This window comes from Roseibium album, assembly GCF_965233825.1.
Classification (GTDB): Bacteria; Pseudomonadota; Alphaproteobacteria; order Rhizobiales; family Stappiaceae; genus Roseibium; species Roseibium album.
In genome coordinates, this window is record NZ_OZ247583.1 from 6818126 (window position 1) to 6843349 (window position 25224).

The window sequence follows — 25224 nt, forward strand, 5'->3', positions numbered from 1 at the left end:
ACCGCCTCACCACTTGCGCAATGGTTCTATGAGCCCCCTGGAACCCACAAACCAGGGAACCTCCGCAGACCCTGCCTGGCTCTCCGGAGGCGCGGATACACCGGCAGATGCAAGAAGACTTCCGGTGGAGGCGAGTAGACGGTAGCGCGAGAACACGGAGATTGTTTCCGAACTGATGAGCTGAACACGAGAGGTAAAGGCAGAATTTTGCGCTATCAGAAGGTCCAGGAGATCCCGAAGCCCGGCTTCATATTCCTTTTCGTAACTCTTGATAACGGCATCAGCGGCAACCGTCTGCTCCCGCAGGGCCTTGAGACGGATGTCGTTGGTGACGATATCGCTCCAGGATCTGCGCACGCTTTCATCGACAGATCGCCGAAGATGATCCAGCTGCATTTTGCTTTCTGTGACCTTTTCACCAAGCTGGCGTCGCCGGCTGGTATCGATCGTCCCGTTGAAAAGGTTCCAGGACATGGTCATGCGGACCGCAAATTCATTGTTTCGGCCCGGTGTTCCGTCAAGATCTTCACCGACAGAGGCCAACCCTTCCACACCCAGGTTGGGCAGGAACAGTGACTGGGACTTGTCATAATCGGCCGCTGCCGCGTCGACATCGGCAGACCCGGCCCGGAGTGACGGATGGTTGTTGCGCGCCGTGGCAATGGCAGTGGCCTGGGTCGCGGGAAGAGACTTCGGTCGCCGGGGGGACTTGAGCGACGGTGGCGCGACACCGATAACGCTTTCAAACCGGGCATTGGCCGCACCGAGCTCTCTCAAGACATCCGCGCGCACCGCGTGAACGGCTGCAACCCGCTCTTCCGCCTGACGCAATTCGCTTTCTGTCGCCGACCCGCCCTGCACTTTGGTACGGACAATTCCGAGCAGCCGAACATGCTCGCGAATGTTTGCATCTGCGGCCCTCAGGATCCTGTGGTGCCGGAATACATCGAGGAACGCTTCTGTTGCATCGAGACCGATCAACTCGGCGCGCTCCATGACACGTGCCGCTGATCCGTCAACGCGCGCGGATTGCCGGTAGATTTCGTTTGCCCGCGCGAATCCGTCGAAAAACACCTGGCGTGCAATCAGTGTGGCATCCCTTGCATTTCGCCATTCACGATTGTCCGTGACCTCAAGCGAATTGGGCCGGTCGATATACTGCGCACCGAAGGAAGCTTCCAGATCCACGGAGGGAAGATAGGCGCCCTGCGCCTGATCATATTCGTAATCAACAGAACGCCGGTTTGCAGCCGCAGCCAGAACCTGCGGATTTGTGGTTACAGCTCGCGCGATTGCTTCTTCCAGCGTCATTGCGGAAGCATCGACCGAAAAAGAAACAATCGCGGACAGGGATAGCGCCGTCACACCTATCAAGCGCCGGAAACAGGCAAACGGACGTGGATCCTGAAAGGATAAACTCCCACCTACAAGCTCAAATTGAGTCCTGCACCTCATTCCACCCTGCCAAACGCCAACGAACCAATTCAATCGGAAAGCTCTTTTTCCAACCAAGACAACTAACTTAACGGCACTTTCCCACATTGAACAAGAAAGATTATAATTTGCTCAACCCACCAAATAACCATAACGCAGTTTATTTGGACGCAGCAAAGATTTTTTGTTAAAAAAGTGTTAAGCCTATATTTGGGTTTAACGTCCGCATTTCCTTTAATAGTTGACATACTGGTGAGCGTGGGTCGTGTCGAACATTCCGAACTCCGGAATATCATCGTCGGATACAAAAGAAACTGCGGTGCTAGACGCGGCAGTTCCCCTGCCACCCATTGTGGATGCTCCTCTTCTGTTTCGCGGAGATTATGCCAGGCAGGGATCGGATCTGCTGATCAGCCATCCCGAACACGGTTCCCTGACGATCGCCAACTACTTTCGGCAAGACAAGCTGCCTGATCTGGTTGCGGCAAATGGTGCCGTCCTTGAAGGTGACACGGTCGCACAATTGGCGGGGCCCCTGGCCCCGGGACAGTATGCGCAGGCTGGCTCCGGTCTTGCCGGCGCTCCGATCGGAAACGTGCAGACCTCTGCAGGAACCGTTACCGCGCAGAGAACTGACGGCACCACGGTGACGCTCTCCTCGGGTGATCCTGTATTTCAGGGAGATGTCGTGGAAACGGCCGAGAACTCTTCCCTGGTGATCGTTTTTGTTGATGAAACCCTGTTCTCCCTGTCAGCCGGCGCCCGTATGGTTCTGGACGAGCTGATCTACACGCCGAACGGTTCCGGAAACTCCATGGTAATGAACCTGGTGCAGGGAAGCTTCGTGTTCGTCACCGGGCAAGTGGCTCCGACCGGCGACATGCGGGTCGAAACGCCGACCGCCACGATGGGCATCAGGGGGACAACTCCTATCGTGCAAATCGATGCACTGGATGGCGCGACACGATTTGCACTGGCCGTCGATCCGAACGGTTTGATCGGGTCATATCAGCTGTTTGACCGAATTTCCGGTCAACTGCTTGGAACCGTCGACTCGACCGACGCGACATATTTCATTCAGTCCGCTGGAACAGCCCCCGTTGTCACTCCGCGAACGCCAGCCGAGTCAGCATCCGTTGAAGGTCAATTGCAGCAGGCATTTGACGCCTATTCCGCAGCCGGTCTCGGACAGCAGAGCAGTGATGACGGTGACGATGGCGCTCAAAACGCGCCGGGACCGGATCAGACGGATGCCGGACTTGATCAGCTTTTCGGCGGCCCGGTTCCCGATCTGTCCGATCCTGACCTGTCTCCTCTGGGCGACCGGAACGGGGGACTGAGCAGAGACATCCCCACAGGTTCGGGAAGTGGAAGCCGGTCTTCACCTCTGGTGCCGGAAGCGCCCGCATCTTCGAGCGGTGGCGACCCGTCGGATGATCCAGGTCCGACTGTGCCTTTCGACGACAGCTCCATACCCGACACCGGCGGAGACGATCTGTCTGTCGTCCTGCCGCCCGACCTTTTCACCCTGGAAGACGAGGCGATCACTCTGCGTGGCTTGAATGTCGAGATTCCGGGAGACGGCGAAGGCACAGTCACAATTGTCGCGAGATCCACAGTCACGCTCGCCCGGATTACCGGACTGACGTTCCTTGAGGGCGACGGTTTCGATGACGAGACGGTCGCCTTTAGCGGCACTGAAGCGGACATCAATGCTGCCCTTTCGGGCATGACATATACGCCTTCCCCGAACAGTGAAACAGGTGGATTGAGTCTGACAGTCTTCGACGGAGAGAGCACACTCCTGGCAGACCTTCCTGTAACAATCGAACCTGTGGAGGATGCACCGGCTGTTTTCGATATCAATCTCACCGTAGATGAAAACGGCAGCATCTCGGCACCCTTCGTTGGGTACGATCCGGACGAAGGCGATACCCTCACCCTCTTTGCACTGTCTGAGCCATCCCTGGGCACACTCGAAGTCTTCGACAACGGCACGTTCACATTCGGGACGAATGGCGATTTCGACAATCTGACGGCTGGCACATCCCAGGAAATCAGCTTTCAATATAGCGCAGTGGACAGCACCGGACTGGTTTCGGAAGTACCCGCGACGGTCACGATTGAGGTTCTGGGCCTCAATGACGATCCGGTTGCGCCGGATATCGATCTGAGTCCACCCGGAACCCTCAACGGCAGCTTCAATGACGGCTTTGCGAACTGGCAACAGGTCGTCGGGCCCGAGACCGGTCCGAATGGAGAGTTCATCGCCGGATCCTATGTCACGGCTTTCGATGTCGCGCAGTCCGGTTCCCTCATTCCCGATGACATCATCGTTGCCGTCGTCGAATTTTCCGGTCAGCTCGACGCTTCGTCGGACGGTTCTGAAAGTGCCGCAGCTGCCGGACCATCCTTGATCAGCAGCCCGTTCACCGCCTTTGCAGGTGAATATGTCAGTATTGAATATCGGTCCTTTTTCGGAGCCGACGAGGCTTTGCACACGGCCGAGCTGGTCAATGTCGAAACCGGTGCACGAACCCAGGTCTTTCGCGAATCGACTCCCGTCGATGTGTCCGGTGAAGTGAAATCCGTGGAGATTCAGATCCCGAACACAGGAAACTTCCAGATCGAATTCGGGATCGGCAGTGTCGATACCAATGATGATGGCGCTCTTGGCGCAAGACTGGTCATCGGAAATGCAGGGCTGATCCGAACCGGTGTCCCGGCAGGCGCGACGCAGACTTTCGGACAAATCCGCTTCCTCGAAAACGCATCTGATCCGGATGGAGACACGCTCAGTCTCCAAGGCGTTTCTTCAACGAGCGCGTTCGGAGCAAGCATTTCACTGGTTGGCAGCGAAGTTGTCTACGATACCGGTTCTGCCTTTGCCTTTCTTGCGGAAGGACAAACGGCGACCGACAGTTTCCAATACACGATTGCGGATGGAAATGGCGGGTTTGCGTCCGCAACGGCGTCAGTCGATGTTGTCGGAACCGGGAGCGCTGCCGCAGGTATCCCGCTCCGATATGCGCCGGTTTCTGATCAGACGGCGCCCTTGTCAAATGGCCTGGTTGCAGGCGCAATGCAAACAACGGGAACCGGCGTTCCGCTGCACGAAACTCTGCCGGCAAACACGGTCACCTATGCGTTTCCCGTCGTCGCTCCTGCGAACAACGGACTGGCAAGTTATTCGCCCGCGCAGCAAGCCGCAGCCGTTGCCGCTCTGTCTCTTTGGGCGGACGTTTCAGGTCTCGCGGTAGCAGAAGCGGCAGTGGCTGAAACGCCGACGGCAAGGTTCCTGAATTCGACAAGCGTCTCTTTCGCCGAAATCTTTGAGACCGAAAGCGGCAGCACGATTGTTACCAATCCGGACTTCGCCGAGATAATTTCCCCGCAACCAGGCTCCCATGGCTTCTTCGCTTTGCTCCACGAAACCGGTCATGCCATCGGTCTTGATCATCCGTCTCCGGACCTGACGCAGGCACAAAGCGTCATGTCTTCGGTTTCGCCTGACACCCTCGGTGCGCACTGGTGGAACGATGCGGGATCGTGGATCTACGCACAGACCCCCATGATTGAGGACATCGCGACGGTTCAGCTGGCCTACGGCGCGAACGAAGAAACACGCAGCGGAGACACGGTCTACGGCTTCAACGGCTCGGAAACCGGCACCGTTCATGATTTCGCGGTCAACAGGGACCCGGTTCTGACGATTTACGACGCTGCCGGGGTCGATGCACTTGATTTTTCCGGTTGGGATGCACCTGCGATCATTGACCTCAATCCGGGTTCCTATTCATCTGCCAACGGCATGACCAACAACATCGGGATTGCCTTCGGAACGGTCATCGAAAGTGCAATCGGTGGCGCAGGGGACGATCTCCTCATCGGCACCAGTCTTGGCGAAACACTTGATGGCGGTGCGGGGCTGGATACACTGATCGGTGGCGGCGGTGCGGACACGTTCGTGCTGTCACACGACGACCTTGCCGACATGATTGTCGATTTCAAGAGCGGGGAAGATCGGCTGGATTTGTCTTCCTTGCTGGATGCCAATTTCAACACCGGAGAGGTTGGCGACTATGTCGATGTCGAACAAAGGGGAGACGGCGCGGTTGTCAGCGTCGATCGAGACGGCACCGGCACCGCGAACGACTTCAAAGACGTCGCCGTGCTTCAGTCCGTTGAAGCAGGGGGAATCATTGACTTTGTCTTTTCAGATAACGGGGTTCAGGCAACCGACACGATTGTCGCCTGATAATTCGCAAGGCAAACTCCATATGCCGAGTGCCACCGGTATTTTTCCCACATGAAACGCGGGATCGGCAAATTGGCATTCCTGTTCGGGAGTGCACGATTATCGGCCGTCCTCTTGCTCCTTGTCTTGTTGGGTGTCCGGGTCCTTGATCCCCTGGTTGTCGAGCTCGTTCGACTAAAGACCTTCGACTTCTACCAGACCCTCAAGCCGCGGGACTACCAGGATCTGCCGGTCGCGATTGTCGATATCGACGAAAAAAGCCTTGCCGAACTGGGTCAGTGGCCCTGGGCGCGGACAACCCTTGCGACCATCCTCCAGAACATCGCGCAGGCCGGCGGGATCGCGGTGGCCTTCGATATCGTCTTCCCAGAGCCGGATCGCCTGTCACCCGACCAATACAGCAAATCCATCGGTGGTCTCAGCCAAACACTGAAAGACGAACTGGCCGCGCTTCCGAGCACTGACAAGATCATGAGCGATGCCATGCGCAGAACGCGCGTCGTCGTCGGACAGGCAGGCGGTGTCGACTTTGTCGAAACCGGTCGCCCGAAACAAAGCCAGACACCGGTTGCCCTGTTGGGACCGGACCCGACCGGCGTCATGTTCAATTATCCAAAACTTCTCAGGAATATCCCGATACTGGAAGAGGCCGCAGCCGGAAAAGGGTTGTTTTCCATCTACCCGGACCCGGACGGCATCGTCAGGCGTGCGGCACTGACTGCGTTGGCCGATGGCCAGATCCAGCCGGCGCTGAGTGTTGAGCTCCTGCGTGTTGCTACAGGGCAAAACGCGTTCGCGGTCAAAAGTGACGAAGCGGGTATCAGTGGACTGGTCGTCGGCGGTGTCGAAGTCCCCACGGATCGCAACGGGCGGATCTGGGTTCATTACACGCCGTCGAATGCGGAGCGTTACGTTTCGGCGTCCGACATTGTCAGTGGTGAGTTTGACGTCACCAGGATCAAGAACCACCTCATTTTGATGGGACCATCCGCTACCGGATTGCTCGATCTGAAGGCGACACCGCTGGATCCGGCCATGCCGGGAGTGGAGGTTCATGCGCAAATTCTGGAGAACATTCTAAGCCAGTCATTTCTGACACGTCCGAACTATGCGTTGGGTGCGGAACTGATTGCAACGACGGCTCTGTCCCTGTTGACCGTCCTGCTGGTTCCCATACTCGGTGCGCTGCCGGTCCTCGCCTTCGGCTTCGTTCTTGCCGCGAGTTGGGTTGCCGGAAGCTGGTACATGTTTGCCAGCCAGAAGCTGCTTCTGGACGCCGGGTACCCGCTGTTTGCAAGCTTTTGCGTATTTCTTCTACTGGTCTTCATCAACTATCGCCGCGAGGAAATCCAGCGGCAGGAAATCCGTTCGGCATTCGGCCAGTATCTGGCGCCCGACTACGTTGAACAGATCGCCAGGAACCCTGAAAGCCTTGCCCTGGGGGGCGAACGGCGCAACATGACGGTCCTGTTTTCCGATGTCCGCAATTTCACGAAAATATCTGAAAGCTTCGCTGACAATCCCCAGGGACTAACCACACTGATGAACCGGTTTCTGACGCCGCTTTCGAACGGCATCATGGAAAAGCGCGGCACAATCGACAAGTATATGGGCGATGCCGTCATGGCGTTCTGGAACGCCCCTCTTGATGACAACAATCAGGAATTCCATGCCTGCCAGGCAGCCCTGATCATGGTTGAGCGCATGCGTGCAATCAATCTCGAACGCAAGGAGGAAGCCGAAAAGGAAGGCAGGGAGTTCTTTCCGCTGAATGTCGGGATCGGCATCAACACCGGAGACTGTGTCGTCGGCAATATGGGGTCCGAATTCCGCTTCGACTATTCGGTCCTTGGCGATTCCGTCAATCTTGCGTCACGTCTGGAAGGTCAGACCAAGGCTTACGGGGTCACCACGCTGATTGGCAACAACACCGCCCGGACGGTGAGGGAAAAGCTCGCCGTTTGTGAAGTCGACCTCATCAGGGTCAAGGGCAAGCAGGAACCGGAACGGATATTTACCTTGCTGGGAGACGAAGCCTATGCCGGCAGCAGCGCGTTCCGCGAGGCCAGGTCACATTTCGAAACTATGCTCGAATCCTATCGTGAACAGGATTGGGAGCGTGCAAAATCGCTGTGCGCCGCATTGATTGACCTGGGTAACAGCGATTTCGCAAATCTGGCAGAAACGTTCGGCGAGCGGATCGAGCGTTTCGCAAAGGAGCCACCCCCGTCTGACTGGGACGGCGTCTATGTTGCCGAAACCAAGTAGGGCCGGCCGCGGCCTCAGGCGTTTTTGACGTTCTGGGTCTGAACCCCCAGCTTGTCGATCCCGAGACGCATGACTTCGCCGCCCTTCAGATAGACAGGCGGTTTCTGCCCCATGCCGACACCCGGAGGTGTGCCGGTGGAGATCACATCACCGGGCTGCAGGCTCATGAAGCGGCTGCAATAGCTGACGAGGTGCGGCACCTTGTAGACCATCGTTGCGGTCGACCCGTTCTGATAGCGGTGACCGTCAACTTCCAGCCACATCGCAAGCTGGTCGAAATCGCCGACTTCGTCCGGCGTTACCAGCCAGGGGCCTAGCGGACCAAAGGTGTCGCTGCCCTTGCCCTTGTCCCACGTTCCGGACCGGTTAAGCTGAAAGTCACGTTCAGAGACATCGTTGATCACGCAGAAACCCGCGACATGCTGCAAGGCATCGGCTTCGTCGATATACTTTCCGCCCTTGCCGATCACGACACCGAGTTCGACTTCCCAATCGGTCTTCTCCGAACCGCGCGGAATTTCCACATTGTCATCCGGTCCGACGATCGCCGAGGTCCACTTTCCGAAAACCACCGGTTCCGGCGGAACGTCCAGTCCGGATTCGGCGGCATGGTCCGCATAGTTCAGACCGATGCAGACGAATTTGCCGACATTGCCAACGCACGCACCCAGGCGCAGATCCTGTTGCGGCTGCCCATCGACCAGTGGCAGGTCGGAAATGTTCAGAGCCTGCAATTTTGCAATTGCATCCGGCAGCAAGGTGTCACCGGAAATATCGTTCACATGCGCGGACAGATCCCGTACACGCCCGTCGTTATCCAGCAACCCGGGTTTTTCTTCCCCAACGGGTCCGTATCTCAGCAGTTTCATGTAACAGATCTTTCCTATGTGCTGACGATCCGCCGGTTATCCCGGCGGATCGAATTGTCTTTTCGCCAATCAGTCGTAAAGAACTGCGGCAATCTCCGGATCATCCATATTGGATGCATCGTAATAGAAGAAGCCCGTATCGATAAGATTCGGTACGTCTTGGCCTTTTGATGCGGCAACGGCGGCTTTGACGGTCTCATAACCGATCCCGACGGGGTTCTGGGTAATCGCCCCTGCCATCACACCGCTCTTGATCGCTTCTTTCTGAGCCTTGCCCGAGTCGTAGCCGATGATGACCAATCCGTCCTTGCCGAGTTCCTGGACACCGTTGACGACACCGATTGCCGATCCCTCGTTGGTTCCGAAAATTCCTTTCAGATCCGGGTTCGCTGTCAGGATCGCCTTGGTCACTTCGGTCGATTTCAGATGATCGCCCTGTCCATACTGGATGGTGACAATTTCAATGTCAGGATATTTTTCACCGATACGATTGACGAAACCGTCCCGGCGGTCGATGCCCGTCCGGCTCGTCTGGTCGTGAGCGACGACTGCGACCTTGCCTTTTCCGCCGATCTTCTCGGCCATCTTGTCGGCGGCAAGCGAAGCTGCGGCAACGTTGTTCGTGGTCGCTGTGGCTACCGGAATATCGCTGTCGACGCCACTGTCGAATGCAACAACCGGAATACCGGCTTCCTGGGCCTGACGGAGCAACGGAATCGCTGCCTGGCTGTCCAACGCGGCAAAGCCGATCGCAACCGGCTTGTTGGCCAGGGCGGCCGACAGCATGTCGATCTGGCGGTCCACCATGGTTTCGTTATCCGGACCTTCGAAGGTTATGCGTACCCCTTCCTCGTCCGCCGCCTTTTCCGCACCCAGCTTGACGGCCTGCCAGAACTGATGCTGGAAGCCTTTGGATACCAGCGGAATGTACATCTCGTCTGCAAGAGCGGATGTGGCTGGGATGGACATTGCCAGCGCGCTTATGGCGCCAATTACGAAACGACGTGAAATCATGAAATCTCCTCCTCTTATGCGTTTCAGTTATTTGCTGTTTGTCTGGAACGTCGACCGCTCTCTTCTTGGTTTTCACTTGGCCTGTCTGCGCCGGACCATGTCGGCATAGACGGCAAGAATGATGATTGCGCCGGTCACGACCGTCTGCCATTCCTGGGCGACCGAAAGGACGCGCAATCCATTGGTCAGAACGGCCATGATCAACGCGCCGATCAGCGTTCCGATGATGGTTCCGCGACCACCAGAAAGCGATGTGCCGCCGATCACGACCGCCGCAATGGCTTCCAGCTCGTAACCGAGCCCGAGCGCTGGCTGGGCGGAGTTGAGACGCGACGCGATCAGAATGCCGGCAATGCCGCAGATGCCTCCGGCAAGAGCGTAGATCGCCATTTTCCAGGCGTCGGTATTCACACCTGACAGGCGGACCGCTTCTTCGTTCGATCCAAGCGCAAATGTGTAGCGTCCCAGAACCGTGCGGCCGAGAATGTAAGCTGCCGCCATTGCCACGAGAAACAGGATGAGAACACCGTTCGGTATCGGCAGCGAGGGAAGAATCTCCCCGATCAGCGACCCGCGCGAAATCTGGTCGAAACCGGGCGTATCGTTGAAATAGATCGGGCGCGTTCCCGAAATCACCAGGGAAAGCCCTTTCAGGATAAGCATCATGCCGAGCGTTGCGATGAAAGGCGGGATTTTCATCTTGGCGACGAACGTTCCCGAACACAGTCCGCAAAGGGCACCGGCCGCGATGGCCGCCATCACGCCAAGCAGCAACGGCATGCCGGCATAGGTCAGCACGACACCGGCGATCACCGCACAGAACGTCATGAGCGTGCCGACCGACAGGTCGATGCCACCGGTGATGATCACCAGCGTTGCGGCAATCGCCAGAACGCCATTCACCGAGGTGGCCTGCAGGATCGCGATCATGTTCGAGGTCTGCATGAAATTCGGAGACGCGATCGAAAATGCGATCAGCAATGCAATCAGGGACGCGAAGGCAAGCAGTTTCTGATGCGCTCCGGTATCGGTCAATCTGGAAAGCAGATTGACCGGTTTCGTTTCCTCCACGGTCTTCAAGGTGTTTCCCCCGTCGGTTGCATCGCTGCCTCGCGCTGCGTGGCAAGCTGCATGATTTGTTCTTGAGTTGTGTCCTTGCCGCCGGGCAGAATGCCGGTCAGCCGTCCCTCGCACATCACCGCGATCCGGTGACTGAGCCGCATGATCTCCGGCAACTCGGAGGAAATCACGATTACCGCCTTCCCCTCCTCAGCCAGGCTTTCCAGCAGCTTGTAGATTTCCGATTTGGCACCAACATCGATGCCGCGCGTCGGTTCATCGAAAATCAGGATATCGCAGTTCCTCAGCAACCATTTGGCAATGACTGTCTTTTGTTGATTGCCTCCGGACAGAAGCCTGACCTCCTGGATATCGGACGGTGTGCGGATGCCGAGTTTTCGAATGTAGTCCTGCGCGGTCTTGCGCATCGCGTCATCGTCAAGGACGCCGCCGCGACCGGTGAACTTGTCCAGGGAGGCAAGGGCAATGTTGTCTCGGACATTCATTCCGGTCGCGAGGCCGAAATGCTTGCGGTCTTCGGACAGATAACCGATGCCGGCGGCAACAGCGTCGTGCGGTGTCGTCACGGACACGTCCTTGCCGTGAACCCTTATGTCTCCGCCATCGCGCGGATCTGCGCCGAAAATGGCACGTGCGACTTCCGTCCGCCCCGCACCCATGAGCCCTGCAAACCCGAGAATCTCGCCCTTGCGCAGCGAAAATCCGACATCTCGGATGTCCTTGCCGCGCGACAGGCCTGACACCTCGAGCGCGATCTCCGCTTCTGACAGATCAGGCACATCAACCGGCTCTTCGTTCACCTCCCGGCCGACCATCATTGCGATAATCTTGGATATTGGAGTATCCGACGCGCCGACGGTTGCAACATATTCACCGTCACGCATCACCGTCACACGGTCGGCAATTCTCTTCAGCTCATCCATCTTGTGGCTGATATAGACGATACCGACACCTTCAGCCTTCAGACGGTTGATGATGATGAAGAGTTCGGAGATTTCCGCATCATTGAGCGCCGCCGTCGGTTCGTCCATGATCAAGACACGTGACTTGTAGGAAAGCGCCTTCGCAATCTCCACCATCTGCTGCTTGGCAATCGTCAGGCTGCCGACATTCGCCTTCGGGTCGAGATTGAGGTTCATCGACGCGAAGATCTCGGCTGCATTCCGGTTCAAGGCATTCTCATCGAGCCTGCCGAAACTCTTGCGCGGTTCCCGGCCGATGAAGATATTCTGCGCGGTGGTGAGATCGTTCATCAGGCTGAGTTCCTGGTGAATGATGCCGATACCACGGTCCTGCGCAGCCCGCGGTGAATCGAGTTCCACGCTTTCACCGTCGATGGACAGGTCGCCCGCATCAGACCGATAGATCCCTGCCAGAATCTTCATCAGCGTTGATTTGCCGGCCCCGTTTTCACCCATCAAGGCATGCACTTCACCCGGCTCCAGCTCGAACTGCACGTTCTTCAGGGCATGCACGCCCGGAAAACGCTTTTCGATGCCTGTCATTTTGACGATTGGTGCCACGACCAGCCCCCCTGCCGCTCTAGATCGTCACGCCACCGTCGACCAGCAGCGCCTGACCGGTGACAAACTGGCTTTCGTCGGAGAGGAGATAGACGGCCAGAGGCGTGATGTCTCCAACCACTGCCAGACGCCCCATGGGCTGTCTTGCTACAAAGTCCTTTTCTGCCTGCACCGGGTTGGGAGCAGCATCAATGCGGCCACGAAGCGACGGCGTATCCACCGTCCCCGGGCAAATCGCATTGCAACGGATACCTTTGGAAACGAAGTCCGACGCAATCCCTTTTGTCAGGCCGATCACGGCGGCCTTTGTCGAGCCGTATGCGGTTCGGAATGGAAATCCCTTTATCGAACTGGCCATGGAAGCCATGTTGACAATGGACGCAGACCCTGTCGTTTCCGCCTTGCGCAACATCCCGGGAAGACAGGCGCGGGTCAGCTTCATCATTGACGTGACATTCAGATCGAAACTGAAAGCCCAATCCTCGTCGGATATGTCCAACAGCGATCCGTGATGAACAAAGCCCGCGACGTTGAACATACCGTCCAGGTCCGGAATGTCGGACGCCAGCTGTGCAATCGCAGCGCCATCGGTAACGTCCAACGCCCTGGTTTCCATCGCATCGAGCCCTGCAAGCAATGCTTCGTCCCTGTCGGTCGCAATGACGTGTGCGCCCTCGGCGGCGCATGCTATCGCGCTGGCCCGGCCCATGCCCTGACCCGCCGCGGTTACGAGAATAGTCTTTCCTTGCAGCCGCATTACATTACCGCTCCTATTTGCCAGGGCACGAACTCCGCGCCGCCAAAGCCGAGCTCTTCGCTCTTGGTCTGTTCACCTGAAGCAACACGGATCAGCAATTCGAAAAGCTCTTCGCCTTTTGCTTCAATGCTGATGCCCTCCGTGACGATGTCCCCGCAATTGAGATCCATGTCGCCGGACATTCGTGCGTACATTTCGGAATTCGTCGCCAGCTTGATGCACGGCGTAGGTTTGTAGCCGGAGACCGATCCCCGGCCGGTTGTGAAAATTATGAGATTTGAGCCCGAGGCCACCTGTCCGGTGACGGAACAGGGGTCAAACCCTGGACTGTCCATGAAAACGAAGCCTTTCTTGTCGACAATCTCTGCGAACTGATAGACGTCCGCAAGCGGAGCGGTCCCTCCCTTCGCGACTGCGCCAAGTGATTTTTCAAGGATTGTCGTCAACCCGCCCCGTTTGTTTCCCGGACTGGGATTGTTGTCCATCTCACCGCCATTTCGGGCGGTGTAATCCTCCCACCAGTGGATCCGTTCGATAAGTTTTTTTCCCACCTCGACCGACTGGGCGCGACGGGTAAGCAGATGTTCGGCGCCGTAGACTTCCGAAGTTTCGGAGAGAATGGTCGTGCCGCCGTGACGAACCAGAAGGTCCGAGGCAAACCCAAGCGCAGGATTGGCTGTAATGCCGGAATAGCCGTCGGATCCGCCGCACTGCATACCAATGGTAATTTCGCTGACCGGCGCCGGTGATCTGGTCGCTCTGTTTGCGATTTCGAAGATCCCGCGGAGTTCCTCCAGACCTTTTTCGATGGTCTTCCGGGTTCCACCCTCATGCTGAATTGTCATGTATCGCAATGCGCCATCGGCCCGGATCGACCTGCCGCCGACAAGATCCGAAACCTGCATCACCTCACAGCCAAGCCCAATGAGCAGAATGCCGCCAAAATTCGGATGCTGGGCATAGCCGGACAAGGTTCTGAACAGCGCAGCGTATCCCTCATTCTCACCCGACATGCCGCATCCGGTGCCATGCACGATCGGAACGACGCCATCAACATTGGGAAATTCATCCAGAAGGCCTGTTTTTTCAACCGCCTCCGCAATGAAACGCGCCACTGAGCCCGAACAGTTCACCGATGTCAGGATACCGACATAATTGCGGGTGCCGACCTTGCCGTCCGCCCGGTGGTAACCATCGAATGTGCGCTGGCCTGCAATCGGCTCGAGAGCGTCTTTCTGCGTGGCAAATTCGTAGTCCTGCAGATTGTGGGCGTCCATTCCCAGGTTATGCGTGTGAACATGTTCCCCAGGCTTGATCAGTACTTTGGCCTGACCGATGATCTGACCGTAACGCAGAACGTCTTCGCCGGCGGCGATTGTCGAACACGCAATCTTGTGCCCCTGCATGACGGCCGCAGACAAGGGCTCCGCCACACCTTGAAGCTCCGAGCCGGCCGGAAGTGCACGCAGGGCAATGACCACATTGTCTTTGGCCTGCAGCTTGAGAACGTCGCCTCCACTCATTTGCGCGCCCCTCTCCTGTCGCCGCGGGTTTGTTTCAACCAGGCCAGAGAACTAGCTTGACTTGCAGACTATGTCAACTAACATGTTAGTCAGCAAAGGCGAAAAAGATTCATGCGGGTCAGGACGCAAGCACTCCCCGGCAACTCGACGCTATTGGATCCATTGTACGGGGGATGAAATGACCAGAATAACTCGAGTCCGAACACACGACTTGCGGTTCCCGACTTCCGACACCCTCGACGGTTCGGATGCGATGAATCCCGATCCCGATTACTCGGCCGCCTACGTGATAATGGAAACAGATGGTCGCCATGAAGGTCATGGCCTGACTTTTACGATCGGCCGGGGCAACGAAATATGCATCGCTGCCATCGAGGCTCTCGCACCGTTGGTAGTCGGGCTCGATCTGGCATGGATCACCGAGGACATGGGGCGCTTCTGGCGACATGTCACCGGGGACAGTCAATTGCGCTGGATAGGTCCCGACAAGGGTGCCATCCATATGGCGGCGGGTGCAGTGATCAACGCTGCCTGGGACTTGTGGGCCAGGACCGAAAACAAACCGGTGTGGCGGCTCGTGGGGGAAATGAAACCTGAAGAGATTGTGAAACTCGTCGACTTCCGTTACCTGACCGACGCACTTTCACCGGACGAAGCCCTTGCTATCCTGCGAAAGTCCGAATCCGGCAAAGCGGAACGCGTCGAAAAACTGCACGCAGAAGGTTATCCTTGCTACACCACATCCGCCGGCTGGCTGGGGTATTCCGATGACAAGCTGCGCCACTTGTGCCGTGCGGCACGCAAGGCGGGTTTCACCCATACAAAATTCAAAGTCGGCCGGGATCTGAACGACGATATCCGTCGCTTGACCATCGCACGCGAAGAGTTGGGTGACGAAATGAACATCATGATCGATGCCAACCAGGTCTGGGAAGTCGATCAGGCGATTGACTGGGTCAGAAAACTGTCGTTTGCCCGCCCGTATTTCATCGAGGAGCCAACCAGTCCCGACGACATACTGGGTCACAAGGCAATTCACGACGCCATCGCCCCGGTGAAGGTCGCCACCGGTGAGATGTGTCAAAACCGCATTATGTTCAAGCAGTTTATCACCGCGGGGGCGATCGATGTGGTGCAGATCGACAGCTGTCGGATGGGGGGATTGAACGAGGTGCTGGCAGTCATGCTCCTGGCACATAAATTCGACATTCCGGTCTGGCCTCACGCGGGCGGCGTTGGCCTGTGCGAGTATGTTCAGCACTTGTCGATGATCGACTATCTTGCGATCAGCTGCAAAAAAGATGACCGGCGTATCGAGTACGTCGACCATTTGCATGAGCATTTCGTTGCTCCCTGCACCGTCGAAAACGGCGCCTATCTTCCACCCGTCCAGCCTGGTTTCTCGATCGAGATCAAGGAAGACAGCCTGGAGCGATTCGAATTTCAGCCTTGAGGTATTGCTGCTTCCGTTCCGCCAGTAACACCCGATTCTCCCATCATGCCTGCGACACCGCGGCGCTCTTCGAACTCGCTTGACTTGCTGACTATGAAAACTAACATGTTAGTCAACCAGAGGCGGCAATGAATACGACCGATATCGACGCAACCAGACTTCAGGATATCAGCGCTTTTGATGGATCGCTGGCGCACAAGGTCTACCTGGCACTCCAGGAGGCTATCCTGTCACTACAGTTCCTGCCAGGACAGGTGATACGCAAGGGACCAGTGTGCGAAAAGCTGGGAGTTTCAAGATCACCGGTCTCCGAGGCGATCGCACGTCTTGCAAACGAAGGCCTCGTCGATGTGATTCCACAGTCTGGAACGCGGGTCGCCTACTTTTCGATGGAAGACATTCGTGAAGGCACATTTCTGCGTCAGGCTCTCGAACTTGCCAGCGTGGCCAAGGTTGCGGAAGACCGGAGCGAGGACCAGTTCGCCCAGATCAACAGGAACCTGCGGTTACAGACCCTGCTTGTCGAAGATCTTGACTATTCCGGATTTTACCAGGCCGACGAAGAATTCCATGCGCTTTTGATGCTGTTCACCGGCTATCCCCGCCTGAAGACCGTCGCCAGAATGGTTTCATTGCAGGTTACCCGGGCACGGATGCTGCTGCTGCCGACACCGGGGCGAGCAACGGAGACGCTGGATGAACATCAGGCAGTGGTTGACGCCATCCGGGCGCGGGACGCGGACGCGGCACAACGCGCTATGCGGCACCACCTGGGCCAGCTGATGCCACGTATCGAAGCCCTTGCTGAAACACGCCCAGAACTATTCCAATCCCGTTGAGACAGGAACCAGGCATGAAGGTCACCGAAACCACACTTTTGAACGCCCGGACCAAACGGCCCGTTCCCCTGACGCGCATGGGCTTCGGTGGTGCGCCGCTTGGAAATCTCTACCGCAAGGTCTCCGAGGAAGATGCACAAGCTGCCCTGCAGGCCGCCTATGATGCCGGCATCCGGTATTTCGACACGGCTCCTCAATACGGTCTCGGCCGTTCTGAGGAGCGGTTCGGTGTCGCACTGGAACGGGTCGGTCGCGACAACGTTCAACTGTCCACCAAAATCGGCCGCCTTCTCCTAGACTGCGAACCGCACGAGGTAACTCCGGAAGCCTTTGTCGATGTTCCCCAGAAACGCATTGTCTTCGACTATACCTATGATGGCGTGATGCGCAGTTACGAAGCCAGCCGTAAGCGTTTGGGCGTCGCCAATGTCGACATTCTGCTCGTCCACGACGTCTGCGCCTTTTCCCAGGGTTCACAGGAAGCAAGCGACGCCAAGGTCAGGGAACTTTTTGATGGAGGCGGTTATCGTGCCCTGCGCGAACTGAGAGATGCCGGTGATGTGGCCGCCATCGGCGCCGGTGTGAATGAATGGCAGGTCTGTGAAAAACTTCTCGGTCTGGGCGACTTTGACGGATTTCTGCTGGCAGGCCGTTATACGCTGCTGGAGCAGGAGGCACTGGAGAGCTTCCTCCCGCTTTGCGAAAAACGCGACGTTGGCATCATTCTGGGTGGCCCCTACAATTCCGGTATCCTGGCAACCGGGCCTGTCCCGGGCGCAAAATACAATTATGACGATGCGTCCGACGATGTATTGGAGCGTGTCAGGAACATTGAAGCCGTCTGCAAGGCTCATGACACACCCTTGATCGCAGCTGCGCTGCAGTTCGTGTTCGGGCATCCATGCGTCAAGACCGTGATCCCCGGCGCGGTCAATGCGCGGGAGGTGAGTGCGAATGTTGAGGTTCTGGAAACACCGATCCCTGCCGCACTATGGTCGGACCTTCGCGACCAGGGACTAATCCGTCCCGATGCGCCATTCCCTTCGGAGACCACTCATGCTGCGTAACATCAACCCGATCCTTTCGCCGCAACTTCTATATGTCCTGCGCGCCATGGGTCATGGCGATGAAATCGTCATTTCGGATGCGAACTTTCCCGGCGAAGGCATCGGGCCTGACTGCATCCGGGCGGATGGTTCGACGGCGAGCGAAGTCCTTGAGGCGATCCTCTCCGTCATGCCACTGGACAGTTTCGTCCCTGATCCCGCCCTGACCATGCAGGTTGTCGGAGACCCGGACGCCGTCCCTGAGGCAGTTGCGGACTTTCAGCGGATAATCAACGAAACCGCCGACAAACCGACCGAGATCCAGACGCTGGAACGGTTTGCCTTCTACGAACGGGCTGCCGGGACATTTGCCATCGTGCAAACGGGTGAGCGGCGCTTTTACGGCAATATCATTCTCAAGAAGGGCGTGATCGGATGACACGGATCGATGCGCATCAACACTTCTGGGATATCGCACGTGGTGACTATCACTGGCTCACGCCGGAACTTGGACCCATCTACCGGAATTTTCTGCCTTCGGATCTTGCTCCCAACCTTGAGGCCCACGGCATTTCGGGGACCATACTGGTGCAAGCTGCTCCCACGCTTGCAGAAACCCGTTTCATGCTGTCGCTGGCCGACAATTCCCCGGCCGTGAAAGGTGTTGTCGGCTGGGTCGATTTCGAAAGCACCGATGCTCCTCAGATCATTTCGGACCTGGCCGCCCACCCGGCTCTCGTGGGGTTGAGGCCGATGATCCAGGACCTAGAAGATGACGACTGGATGTTGCGGGACATTCTGACGCCGGCTTTCGAAGCGCTGATCGCAAACGACCTGACTTTCGATGCGCTGACCTTTCCGCGGCACCTTGAAAACCTGTCTGCACTCCTCATCCGTTTCCCGGACATGAGGGTCGTCATTGACCATGGTTCAAAACCTCTGATCCGTGACAGCCTGATCGACGACTGGGCGGCCAGCATGAAACAACTGGCAACAGACACAAACGCCTTTTGCAAACTCTCCGGCCTGGTCACCGAAGCAAAACCGGACTGGTCGGTCGATGATCTGCGTCCCTATGTCGATCACCTTCTGTCAACTTTCGGCCCGCAACGGATTCTCTGGGGCAGCGACTGGCCGGTCTGCCTTCTGGCAAGCAGTTACGAAAGATGGGTCGAAGCCACGGAGACACTTCTGAACGGCCTCACGCCCGATGAAAAAGACGCCGTTCTGGGGCTTAATGCCCTGCGTGCTTATGGGTTGAACTAGCGAAGGCACCGATAATTTGGACGCCGTCGGGATCACCAGTCTGCCACCCAGGATTCATGGTGTTGCTCGACATGGGAATGAACATCGCTCAATCTGAATGGCGCAACACAGCGATCATCTGACGGTGGCGAGAAATCAGAAGCGCCCGACCGGAGACGTGTATTCACGCTCAGCATGAACTCACCCGGTTGCTGGTTTGTGAAATCCCCGCAAACGCTTTCGTTATTAAAATGGACTGCTTGCGCCCGCTTTGCAGATTTGCGATCGCCATGACGATATAGCGTGCGCGGCTAAGCTTGCGACCGGCATTGTTTCTTTATAAAATGCGATGTCTCTTAAATCTCAGTGAAGTATACAACTTGGCGCATTCTAAGACGACAAACATGAATTAGTTCATTTTCACTGAGCTTCTGCGCTGACGACATACACATTGACTGAGAAATACCGTTCAAGGTTGCTATATGACACAGTCCAGCACCGACACTGACGGCAGCGCCTCTCACGCCCGAAAGGAGCTGATTTACCAAATTCTGCGGGATCGCATCTGCGCGGTAGAATATCCACCGGGAAGCAAATTGCGCGAAACCGATCTGGCGGAAGAATTTGAAGTCAGCCGTACCCCGATCCGCAACGTCCTGACCACGCTTGAGCATGATGGATTGCTCGCGGTGAAGCACGGTGTCGGCAACGTGGTTTCACTGGTCGAACCTGAAGAGCTGGTTGAGATTTACACTGTACGCATGATTCTGGCGCAATCCGCCGGGGATTTCTTCGCTTCGCCTTTTCCAGAGGGAACGGCGAGGCAATTCGTCGACTACAAGGAAGTGTTCCAGGCACTCGAACCGGGTGATGTGGTCGGGTTCGGCCGGGCCAATATCCGCTACTACACCGGACTGATATCGTTGATCACCAACAGTTGCTTGCGTGACATGATGCTGAAACTCTTTTTCCAGACTTCCCGCATGTGGCTGATTTCGCTTCCATCTCTGAATTGGGGTGAAGTGATAGTCGCAGTCTCGGATGAACTTGACGAGTTAGCCCGTCTGATCCGCTTGGAAGACCCGATCGGATTGGGACTGGCCGCCCGAAACCACATCTTCATGTCCCGCCGTCGCATCCTGGCGGGGCTCGGCATCAGCCTGACAGAAACAAGAAACCCGCTCTGAACAGTCCAGCCCGACGTTGCCGGTAGTTTCGTCAATGTCTGCGGACATTGCATGGACGCTAATCTGCCGGACCTGACCGGCTGCGCTTGTCCGCGTTCGCAGATAGCCTTTGCCGGTGCGCTTTGTTCCCTGATACTGATTTCTTCTTTGTCACATCGACTTTGAGGCTTAGCGGCGAGCGCAGGTCTCCGCTGCCTGCCAGGCCGGTCAAGGGAGCAACCCGCGTTGCCACGAACATGGATTTGGCGAACAAATCTAGCATTTTCTGGACCTCCTGCGGCAACCGTAGATCCAGGCACATAATTAGAAAAACGAATAATATTGCTTATCGTGATGAGATCTGAAAATGATACAGCATGAAACGTGATCTCGAAATGGACCTTCTGCGATCATTCGTTGCTGTTGCTGCGCATCGTAACTTTACACGCGCTGCCGAGGCTGTCGGACGCACGCAATCGGCAGTCAGTCTTCAGATCAAACGGCTTGAGGACATTGTTGAAAAGCGACTATTCGAGCGAAGCCGTCAATCCGTCTCCATAACGCAAACCGGTGAAGCATTACTGGTTTACGCAAACCGTATTCTGGCAGCAAACGACGCGGCTCTGTCGCATCTTCAGCGCCCGGAGGCAGCCGGACTGGTCAGAATAGGGGCACCGGATGACTACGCGACATTTCTGATCCCCCCTCTCCTGTCCGCCCTGGCAAAGGAGCACCCGCGATTGCAGTTCGAGGTAACGTGCGACAATGCCAGCGACCTGCTGCCCATGCTGAAACAGGGGCAACTCGACGTGGTCATCGCCACACATCGTCCTGATGCAGTTGCCGGACAGATTGCCAGGCATGAACCGCTTCATTGGGTTGCCTCACCCGATTTCATGGACGACCCCGATGAACCGCTTTCACTGGTACTATTCCCTGCCGGTTGTGTCTGTCGAGAGATCGCCCTGGATGCATTGAAAAGCATCGACCGCTCCTGGCGCATCGCATATTCAACCCGAAGCATTGGTCTGATGGAGAAGGCCCTGGCGGACGGATCAGCAGTATCCGCGATGGAGGCATCCGTCATACCTTCCGGCCTCAGGGTCATAGACGGAACAACAGGCCTGCCGCCGCTTTCAGAAGTTGTGATATCCGTTCATCAATCCAGCCCATGCGAAGCACATGTATCTCTCGCGGCGAACTTCCTTCTGACAAAGCTTGGACAAGGCGAACTGCAAGCCGTTTCCTGAGGAAGATGCCAGTCGTATCACGGCCCTGAAACCAGGATTTCTGTTTCTGACCAGATGGCAAGTTAGGGTTAGGGTTGGCGCCAGCGCGGCACATCGCGGGCCAGCTTGTCGAGCAGGTGTTCAAGTGTTTCGACTTCCTGCTTTGAAAGCGTTTCCAGCATCACCTTTTCCGCTTCGGCGAACCGGGCCATCAGGCGGTCGTGAACCGCTTGCCCTTCTTCGGTTATGTTCAAAACGCGGCGTCGCGTATCCACCGTGTCCGGTACACGCGAAATCAGGCCTTTATCACTCAACGAAGTAACTGCACGGCTGACCGTGTTTGAAGGCTGTTCGGTGATTTCACAGATATCACGCGCGTTGAGGTCCTTCTGAAAGCTGAGACACATGAGCACTGTCAATTCCGGACGGATCAGCCCCGTGTCGCGCTCCATCCATCTCAGGAGAGGCTCGCGCCAGAAGTTCGTGAGAAATGAAATTCGATAGCCGATCGGGAACGGCGTCGCATCAAGAATACCAAGCAGTTTCATAAGCATCACGATAATGGAAAAATAAAGATTGCTCCAGATGGAAATATATAGTTCCATATGGAGCTAAAAGGAGAGGCCTGTGAAAGCGTTTCGGGAAGTCAGCCTCAAGATTCTTGCCGCCGGGGTCGTCGTGCTGATGGGGGCGATTGTCCTCCAGGTGGTATGCAGCGCACTGGACATTAATCCGCTGGCTTCTTTCCAGGCCGATATCCCACTTTTGGGCAAGGCGATCACGCTGAACTCGCTGCTGGATTTTCAATGGCATATTCTGGTGATTATCGGACTGGTACCAGCCGGTCTGGTCTGGCTTCAAGGAACGCATGTCCGGGTGGATTTTCTTTACAATCCGATGACGCCTCAATGGAAGGCTCGCATTGATCTGGCAGGCAATCTGCTATTCGCAGTTCCTTTTTTCTTCTTCATGCTGCCGGCTTCGTCAAGATTCATGCTACGCGCCTGGACATCAGACGAAGCCTCGCGCAATGGTGGGCTAAACGACTTGTGGCTGATAAAATCCATTCTGCCAGTCGGTCTTTTTCTGTTGGCGCTCGCCGTTCTGGTTGAATCCCTCCGTCTCATCCGGACCGTCAGATGAGTGAGACGTTCCTGCCCCTTGCCATGGCCGGTCTCACACTCGGCGCGATCCTGCTGGGCTATCGGGTCGGCATGGTTCTGGCCGGTTCGGCTGCCCTGTTCATTCTGATCTCGGATCTGCCGATCGCATTCTTCAACCTCCTGATCAGTCGCATCTATGCCAATGTCCTGTCCAACTGGTTACTGGTTGCGATCCCGATGTTCATTTTCATGGGACTGGTCCTGGAAGTCTCCGGCGTTGCCGAACGTTCGCTCCGCGCCGCGCAGAAGGCACTCGGCGGCAGTGCTGCCGGCATGGGAATTTCAGTCCTGGTCGTCGGGGTATTGCTCGCTGCATCGTCCGGAATTGTCGGAGCCTCCGTCGTGTTGCTCGCCCTGCTCGCGTTGCCCCGGCTTCTGGAGGCCGGTTACGACAAGCGGACAACAGCAGGTCTTGTGACGGCTTCAGGCACACTTGCCATCCTGATCCCGCCGTCGGTCATGCTGATCATTCTCGGCGATCAGTTGCAAACGCCGGTGCCGTCGATGTTCGCCGGCGCGATTGGCCCCGGCCTTCTGCTGGTGCTGGTTTACGCTTTCTTCGTGATCTGGCGGTCACGGGGCCTTCCGCGGATAACCAGGGACGACCGGGCGTCTCCCCTTCAGGTCCTTCTGGACCTCGGCCCGCTGCTCGGGCTTGTGGCTGCCGTTCTTGGCTCCATTATCGCCGGCGTGGCGACACCGACGGAAGCAAGCGGCCTGGGTGCCTTTGGCGCCATTCTGATGACGTTGCTCTATGGCCGGTTCAGCTTCGCAATGGTATCCGACGCCGCCCGCAAGACGGTGATCACCACCTCTACAGTTCTCTTTCTGATGATCGGAGCAACATGCTTTTCGGCCGTTTTCAAGGGAGTTGGCGGAGACGATCTTGTGGAAACCGGCATCCTAGCATTCGGCGATGGGCCCTACACAGTCCTGGCTGTCGTGATGATTTCGATTTTCCTGCTCGGCTTCGTGCTCGACTGGCTCGAAATAACCCTGATCCTGATGCCGATCTTCGCACCGATTGTTTCGGGGCTCGACTTTGGAAACGGCCTTGCGGGCGATGCGCTCCTGATCTGGTTCGGGATTCTGGTTGCCGTCAATCTGCAGACATCCTTCCTGACGCCGCCATTCGGCTTTTCGCTGTTTTATTTGCGGGGCGCGGTCGGTGATCGATTGTCGACACCTGAAATCTATGGCGGCGTCGCTCCTTTCATCGCATTGCAGCTCCTGGTGCTGGCGCTGCTGATCCTGTTTCCCGGACTGATCACCGGGTTGATATGACCAAGGGAGGAATAACCATGAAACGAACACTTATGGCCGCAGCGCTTGTTGCGCTAACCGCATCCGGGGCACAGGCCGAAAAATTCACGCTGCAAAGCGCGTTCGGTGCATTGCCTGTTCTCAATCCGGCAGCCGAGCGTTTCGTCGGCAATATCAGCACCCTGACCGGCGGCGAAGTCGAGTTCGATTACCTGCTCGCCGGAGAGCTGTCACCACCCTTTGAAATTTTCGACAACGTCAGTGCCGGAGCGATCGATGCCGCCTGGTCCTATGCGGCCTACGCTTCCGGAAAAGAGCCCGCTGCGGCGCTGTTCGGCTCCGTACCTTTTGGCGGTGATCCGTTATCTTATGTCAGCTGGTTGCATCACGGCGGTGGACTGGAACTCTGGCAGGAACTGTATGAGCCTTACAACCTCGTCCCGATGGCTTGTGGAGTGATCCTTTCGGAAGCCGGTGGCTGGTACACGAAACCGATTGACAGCCCGGAGGACCTGCAGGGGCTGAATATCCGGATAGGTGGATTGGGCGGCGCAATTCTTGCCAAGCTTGGTGCCAACGCCATGTCGCTGCCTGCGGGTGAAATTTCCACGTCGCTCGAAACCGGGCGCCTGGATGCCACTGAACTCAGCTTCCCGTTGGTCGACAAACTGCTCGGCTTCGACAAGGTCGCAAAGCACTACTATTTCCCTGGCTGGCACCAGCCGGCGGGCTTCATCGAGTTTTACATGAACAAGGACAGGTGGGACGGACTGACGGACGCCCAACGGACCGCGATTGAGGTATCATGTGCTGATGCAAATCTCTACGCAATGGGAGTAGCTGCGGGTGCGCAGAGCCCGATCCTGGAGGAATTCCGGGCAAACGGTGTTGAGATAAAACGGTTCCCGGACAGCGTCATGGATGCCCTGCGCGCAGCCGCTGATGAAGTCTATGCTGAAAAATCTGCTGAAAACGAGATGTTCAGGAAGGTCATCGACAGTTATCGCGCGTTTGCCGCGAACTATAACGAATATCAGAACCTGTCGGATCTGAACTGACTGCAATTCCAAAACACGCACCCCGCCCCTGCCGAG

At 56.9% G+C, this 25224-nt stretch carries 20 protein-coding genes and 1 pseudogene; 12 read left to right on the forward strand and 9 right to left on the reverse strand.

Annotated features, from left to right (window positions below):
* Positions 1–6 precede the first annotated feature (6 nt).
* Complete coding sequence (locus ACO6TI_RS31315; protein ID WP_350183629.1) at positions 7–1365, reverse strand: TolC family outer membrane protein; 1359 nt, start codon at positions 1363–1365, stop codon at positions 7–9.
* Between the two features lie 388 nt (positions 1366–1753).
* Here ACO6TI_RS31315 and ACO6TI_RS31320 point away from each other — a divergent pair, with 388 nt between their 5' ends.
* Both ACO6TI_RS31320 and ACO6TI_RS31325 read left to right on the forward strand, forming a co-directional pair.
* A complete protein-coding gene (locus ACO6TI_RS31320; RefSeq protein ID WP_422384059.1) occupies positions 1754–5692 on the forward strand; it encodes a M10 family metallopeptidase C-terminal domain-containing protein in 3939 nt (1312 codons plus the stop codon).
* 51 nt (positions 5693–5743) lie between these two features.
* On the forward strand, positions 5744–7960 hold the full coding sequence (locus ACO6TI_RS31325) for a CHASE2 domain-containing protein (RefSeq protein ID WP_055113311.1): 2217 nt from the start codon (positions 5744–5746) through the stop codon (positions 7958–7960).
* A gap of 14 nt (positions 7961–7974) precedes the next feature.
* Here the strand turns inward: ACO6TI_RS31325 and ACO6TI_RS31330 are convergent, their stop codons facing one another.
* The 6 genes from ACO6TI_RS31330 to ACO6TI_RS31355 form a co-directional block, all read right to left on the reverse strand.
* Positions 7975–8829, reverse strand: a complete 855-nt coding sequence (locus tag ACO6TI_RS31330) for a fumarylacetoacetate hydrolase family protein (protein ID WP_104700977.1) — start codon at positions 8827–8829, stop codon at positions 7975–7977.
* A gap of 69 nt (positions 8830–8898) precedes the next feature.
* Entirely contained in the window at positions 8899–9843 is a 945-nt protein-coding gene (locus ACO6TI_RS31335; RefSeq protein ID WP_055113315.1) for an ABC transporter substrate-binding protein, read from the reverse strand.
* A gap of 72 nt (positions 9844–9915) precedes the next feature.
* On the reverse strand, positions 9916–10923 hold the full coding sequence (locus ACO6TI_RS31340; RefSeq protein ID WP_035900640.1) for an ABC transporter permease: 1008 nt from the start codon (positions 10921–10923) through the stop codon (positions 9916–9918).
* On the reverse strand, positions 10920–12428 hold the full coding sequence (locus ACO6TI_RS31345) for a sugar ABC transporter ATP-binding protein (RefSeq protein WP_422385353.1): 1509 nt from the start codon (positions 12426–12428) through the stop codon (positions 10920–10922). Before ACO6TI_RS31345 ends, ACO6TI_RS31340 begins: the two co-directional genes overlap by 4 nt.
* Before the next feature lie 37 nt (positions 12429–12465).
* Positions 12466–13203, reverse strand: a complete 738-nt coding sequence (locus tag ACO6TI_RS31350; protein ID WP_422384060.1) for an SDR family oxidoreductase — start codon at positions 13201–13203, stop codon at positions 12466–12468.
* Positions 13203–14726, reverse strand: coding sequence for a UxaA family hydrolase (locus ACO6TI_RS31355; RefSeq protein WP_104700975.1), 1524 nt, complete (start codon positions 14724–14726; stop codon positions 13203–13205). The genes ACO6TI_RS31350 and ACO6TI_RS31355 overlap by 1 nt, the downstream gene beginning before the upstream one ends.
* 178 nt (positions 14727–14904) lie before the next feature.
* On the opposite strand from ACO6TI_RS31355, the gene ACO6TI_RS31360 reads away from it, so the two are divergent.
* The 6 genes from ACO6TI_RS31360 (at position 14905) to ACO6TI_RS31385 (ending at position 20496) form a co-directional block, all read left to right on the forward strand.
* Entirely contained in the window at positions 14905–16179 is a 1275-nt protein-coding gene (locus tag ACO6TI_RS31360) for an L-fuconate dehydratase (protein ID WP_104700974.1), read from the forward strand.
* Positions 16180–16307: 128 nt separating this feature from the next.
* Complete coding sequence (locus ACO6TI_RS31365; protein WP_055113325.1) at positions 16308–17018, forward strand: GntR family transcriptional regulator; 711 nt, start codon at positions 16308–16310, stop codon at positions 17016–17018.
* A gap of 14 nt (positions 17019–17032) precedes the next feature.
* Positions 17033–18085, forward strand: a complete 1053-nt coding sequence (locus tag ACO6TI_RS31370) for an aldo/keto reductase (protein WP_196896412.1) — start codon at positions 17033–17035, stop codon at positions 18083–18085.
* A complete protein-coding gene (locus ACO6TI_RS31375; RefSeq protein WP_055113331.1) occupies positions 18075–18503 on the forward strand; it encodes an RbsD/FucU family protein in 429 nt (142 codons plus the stop codon). Before ACO6TI_RS31370 ends, ACO6TI_RS31375 begins: the two co-directional genes overlap by 11 nt.
* The gene (locus tag ACO6TI_RS31380; RefSeq protein ID WP_422384061.1) at positions 18500–19330 is read left to right on the forward strand and encodes an amidohydrolase family protein; all 831 of its coding nucleotides are present in this window, start codon (positions 18500–18502) and stop codon (positions 19328–19330) included. The genes ACO6TI_RS31375 and ACO6TI_RS31380 overlap by 4 nt, the downstream gene beginning before the upstream one ends.
* Before the next feature lie 461 nt (positions 19331–19791).
* A complete protein-coding gene (locus ACO6TI_RS31385) occupies positions 19792–20496 on the forward strand; it encodes a GntR family transcriptional regulator (protein ID WP_055113335.1) in 705 nt (234 codons plus the stop codon).
* Between the two features lie 58 nt (positions 20497–20554).
* Here the strand turns inward: ACO6TI_RS31385 and ACO6TI_RS31390 are convergent, their stop codons facing one another.
* Positions 20555–20758 carry a hypothetical protein gene (locus ACO6TI_RS31390; RefSeq protein ID WP_144435926.1) on the reverse strand — a complete coding sequence of 68 codons (204 nt, stop codon included), beginning with the start codon at positions 20756–20758 and terminating at the stop codon, positions 20555–20557.
* Between the two features lie 94 nt (positions 20759–20852).
* Here ACO6TI_RS31390 and ACO6TI_RS31395 point away from each other — a divergent pair, with 94 nt between their 5' ends.
* On the forward strand, positions 20853–21725 hold the full coding sequence (locus ACO6TI_RS31395; protein ID WP_422384062.1) for a LysR substrate-binding domain-containing protein: 873 nt from the start codon (positions 20853–20855) through the stop codon (positions 21723–21725).
* Positions 21726–21793: 68 nt separating this feature from the next.
* Here the strand turns inward: ACO6TI_RS31395 and ACO6TI_RS31400 are convergent, their stop codons facing one another.
* The gene (locus ACO6TI_RS31400; RefSeq protein ID WP_055113341.1) at positions 21794–22309 is read right to left on the reverse strand and encodes a MarR family winged helix-turn-helix transcriptional regulator; all 516 of its coding nucleotides are present in this window, start codon (positions 22307–22309) and stop codon (positions 21794–21796) included.
* Positions 22310–22331: 22 nt separating this feature from the next.
* Between ACO6TI_RS31400 and ACO6TI_RS31405 the strand changes: the two genes are divergently transcribed.
* The 3 genes and pseudogenes from ACO6TI_RS31405 to ACO6TI_RS31415 all read left to right on the forward strand — a co-directional run.
* Positions 22332–22847: a TRAP transporter small permease subunit gene (locus ACO6TI_RS31405; protein ID WP_422384063.1), complete on the forward strand. Its 516-nt coding sequence runs from the start codon at positions 22332–22334 to the stop codon at positions 22845–22847.
* Positions 22844–24151, forward strand: a complete 1308-nt coding sequence (locus tag ACO6TI_RS31410; protein WP_422384064.1) for a TRAP transporter large permease — start codon at positions 22844–22846, stop codon at positions 24149–24151. The genes ACO6TI_RS31405 and ACO6TI_RS31410 overlap by 4 nt, the downstream gene beginning before the upstream one ends.
* 140 nt (positions 24152–24291) lie before the next feature.
* Positions 24292–25188: pseudogene (locus ACO6TI_RS31415) on the forward strand (TRAP transporter substrate-binding protein); the annotation flags it as partial.
* Positions 25189–25224: the final 36 nt, after the last annotated feature.

What these genes read in the sequence shown, in the direction of transcription:
- ACO6TI_RS31350 (WP_422384060.1), bottom strand. Translation starts at nt 13,203, where the DNA reads ATGCGGCTGCAAGGAAAGACTATTCTCGTAACCGCGGCGGGTCAGGGC.
- ACO6TI_RS31370 (WP_196896412.1), top strand. Translation starts at nt 17,033, where the DNA reads ATGAAGGTCACCGAAACCACACTTTTGAACGCCCGGACCAAACGGCCC.
- ACO6TI_RS31390 (WP_144435926.1), bottom strand. Translation starts at nt 20,758, where the DNA reads ATGCTAGATTTGTTCGCCAAATCCATGTTCGTGGCAACGCGGGTTGCT.
- ACO6TI_RS31330 (WP_104700977.1), bottom strand. Translation starts at nt 8,829, where the DNA reads ATGAAACTGCTGAGATACGGACCCGTTGGGGAAGAAAAACCCGGGTTG.
- ACO6TI_RS31385 (WP_055113335.1), top strand. Translation starts at nt 19,792, where the DNA reads ATGACACAGTCCAGCACCGACACTGACGGCAGCGCCTCTCACGCCCGA.
- ACO6TI_RS31360 (WP_104700974.1), top strand. Translation starts at nt 14,905, where the DNA reads ATGACCAGAATAACTCGAGTCCGAACACACGACTTGCGGTTCCCGACT.
- ACO6TI_RS31395 (WP_422384062.1), top strand. Translation starts at nt 20,853, where the DNA reads ATGAAACGTGATCTCGAAATGGACCTTCTGCGATCATTCGTTGCTGTT.
- ACO6TI_RS31355 (WP_104700975.1), bottom strand. Translation starts at nt 14,726, where the DNA reads ATGAGTGGAGGCGACGTTCTCAAGCTGCAGGCCAAAGACAATGTGGTC.
- ACO6TI_RS31375 (WP_055113331.1), top strand. Translation starts at nt 18,075, where the DNA reads ATGCTGCGTAACATCAACCCGATCCTTTCGCCGCAACTTCTATATGTC.
- ACO6TI_RS31335 (WP_055113315.1), bottom strand. Translation starts at nt 9,843, where the DNA reads ATGATTTCACGTCGTTTCGTAATTGGCGCCATAAGCGCGCTGGCAATG.
- ACO6TI_RS31380 (WP_422384061.1), top strand. Translation starts at nt 18,500, where the DNA reads ATGACACGGATCGATGCGCATCAACACTTCTGGGATATCGCACGTGGT.
- ACO6TI_RS31365 (WP_055113325.1), top strand. Translation starts at nt 16,308, where the DNA reads ATGAATACGACCGATATCGACGCAACCAGACTTCAGGATATCAGCGCT.
- ACO6TI_RS31345 (WP_422385353.1), bottom strand. Translation starts at nt 12,428, where the DNA reads ATGACAGGCATCGAAAAGCGTTTTCCGGGCGTGCATGCCCTGAAGAAC.
- ACO6TI_RS31410 (WP_422384064.1), top strand. Translation starts at nt 22,844, where the DNA reads ATGAGTGAGACGTTCCTGCCCCTTGCCATGGCCGGTCTCACACTCGGC.
- ACO6TI_RS31325 (WP_055113311.1), top strand. Translation starts at nt 5,744, where the DNA reads ATGAAACGCGGGATCGGCAAATTGGCATTCCTGTTCGGGAGTGCACGA.
- ACO6TI_RS31400 (WP_055113341.1), bottom strand. Translation starts at nt 22,309, where the DNA reads ATGGAACTATATATTTCCATCTGGAGCAATCTTTATTTTTCCATTATC.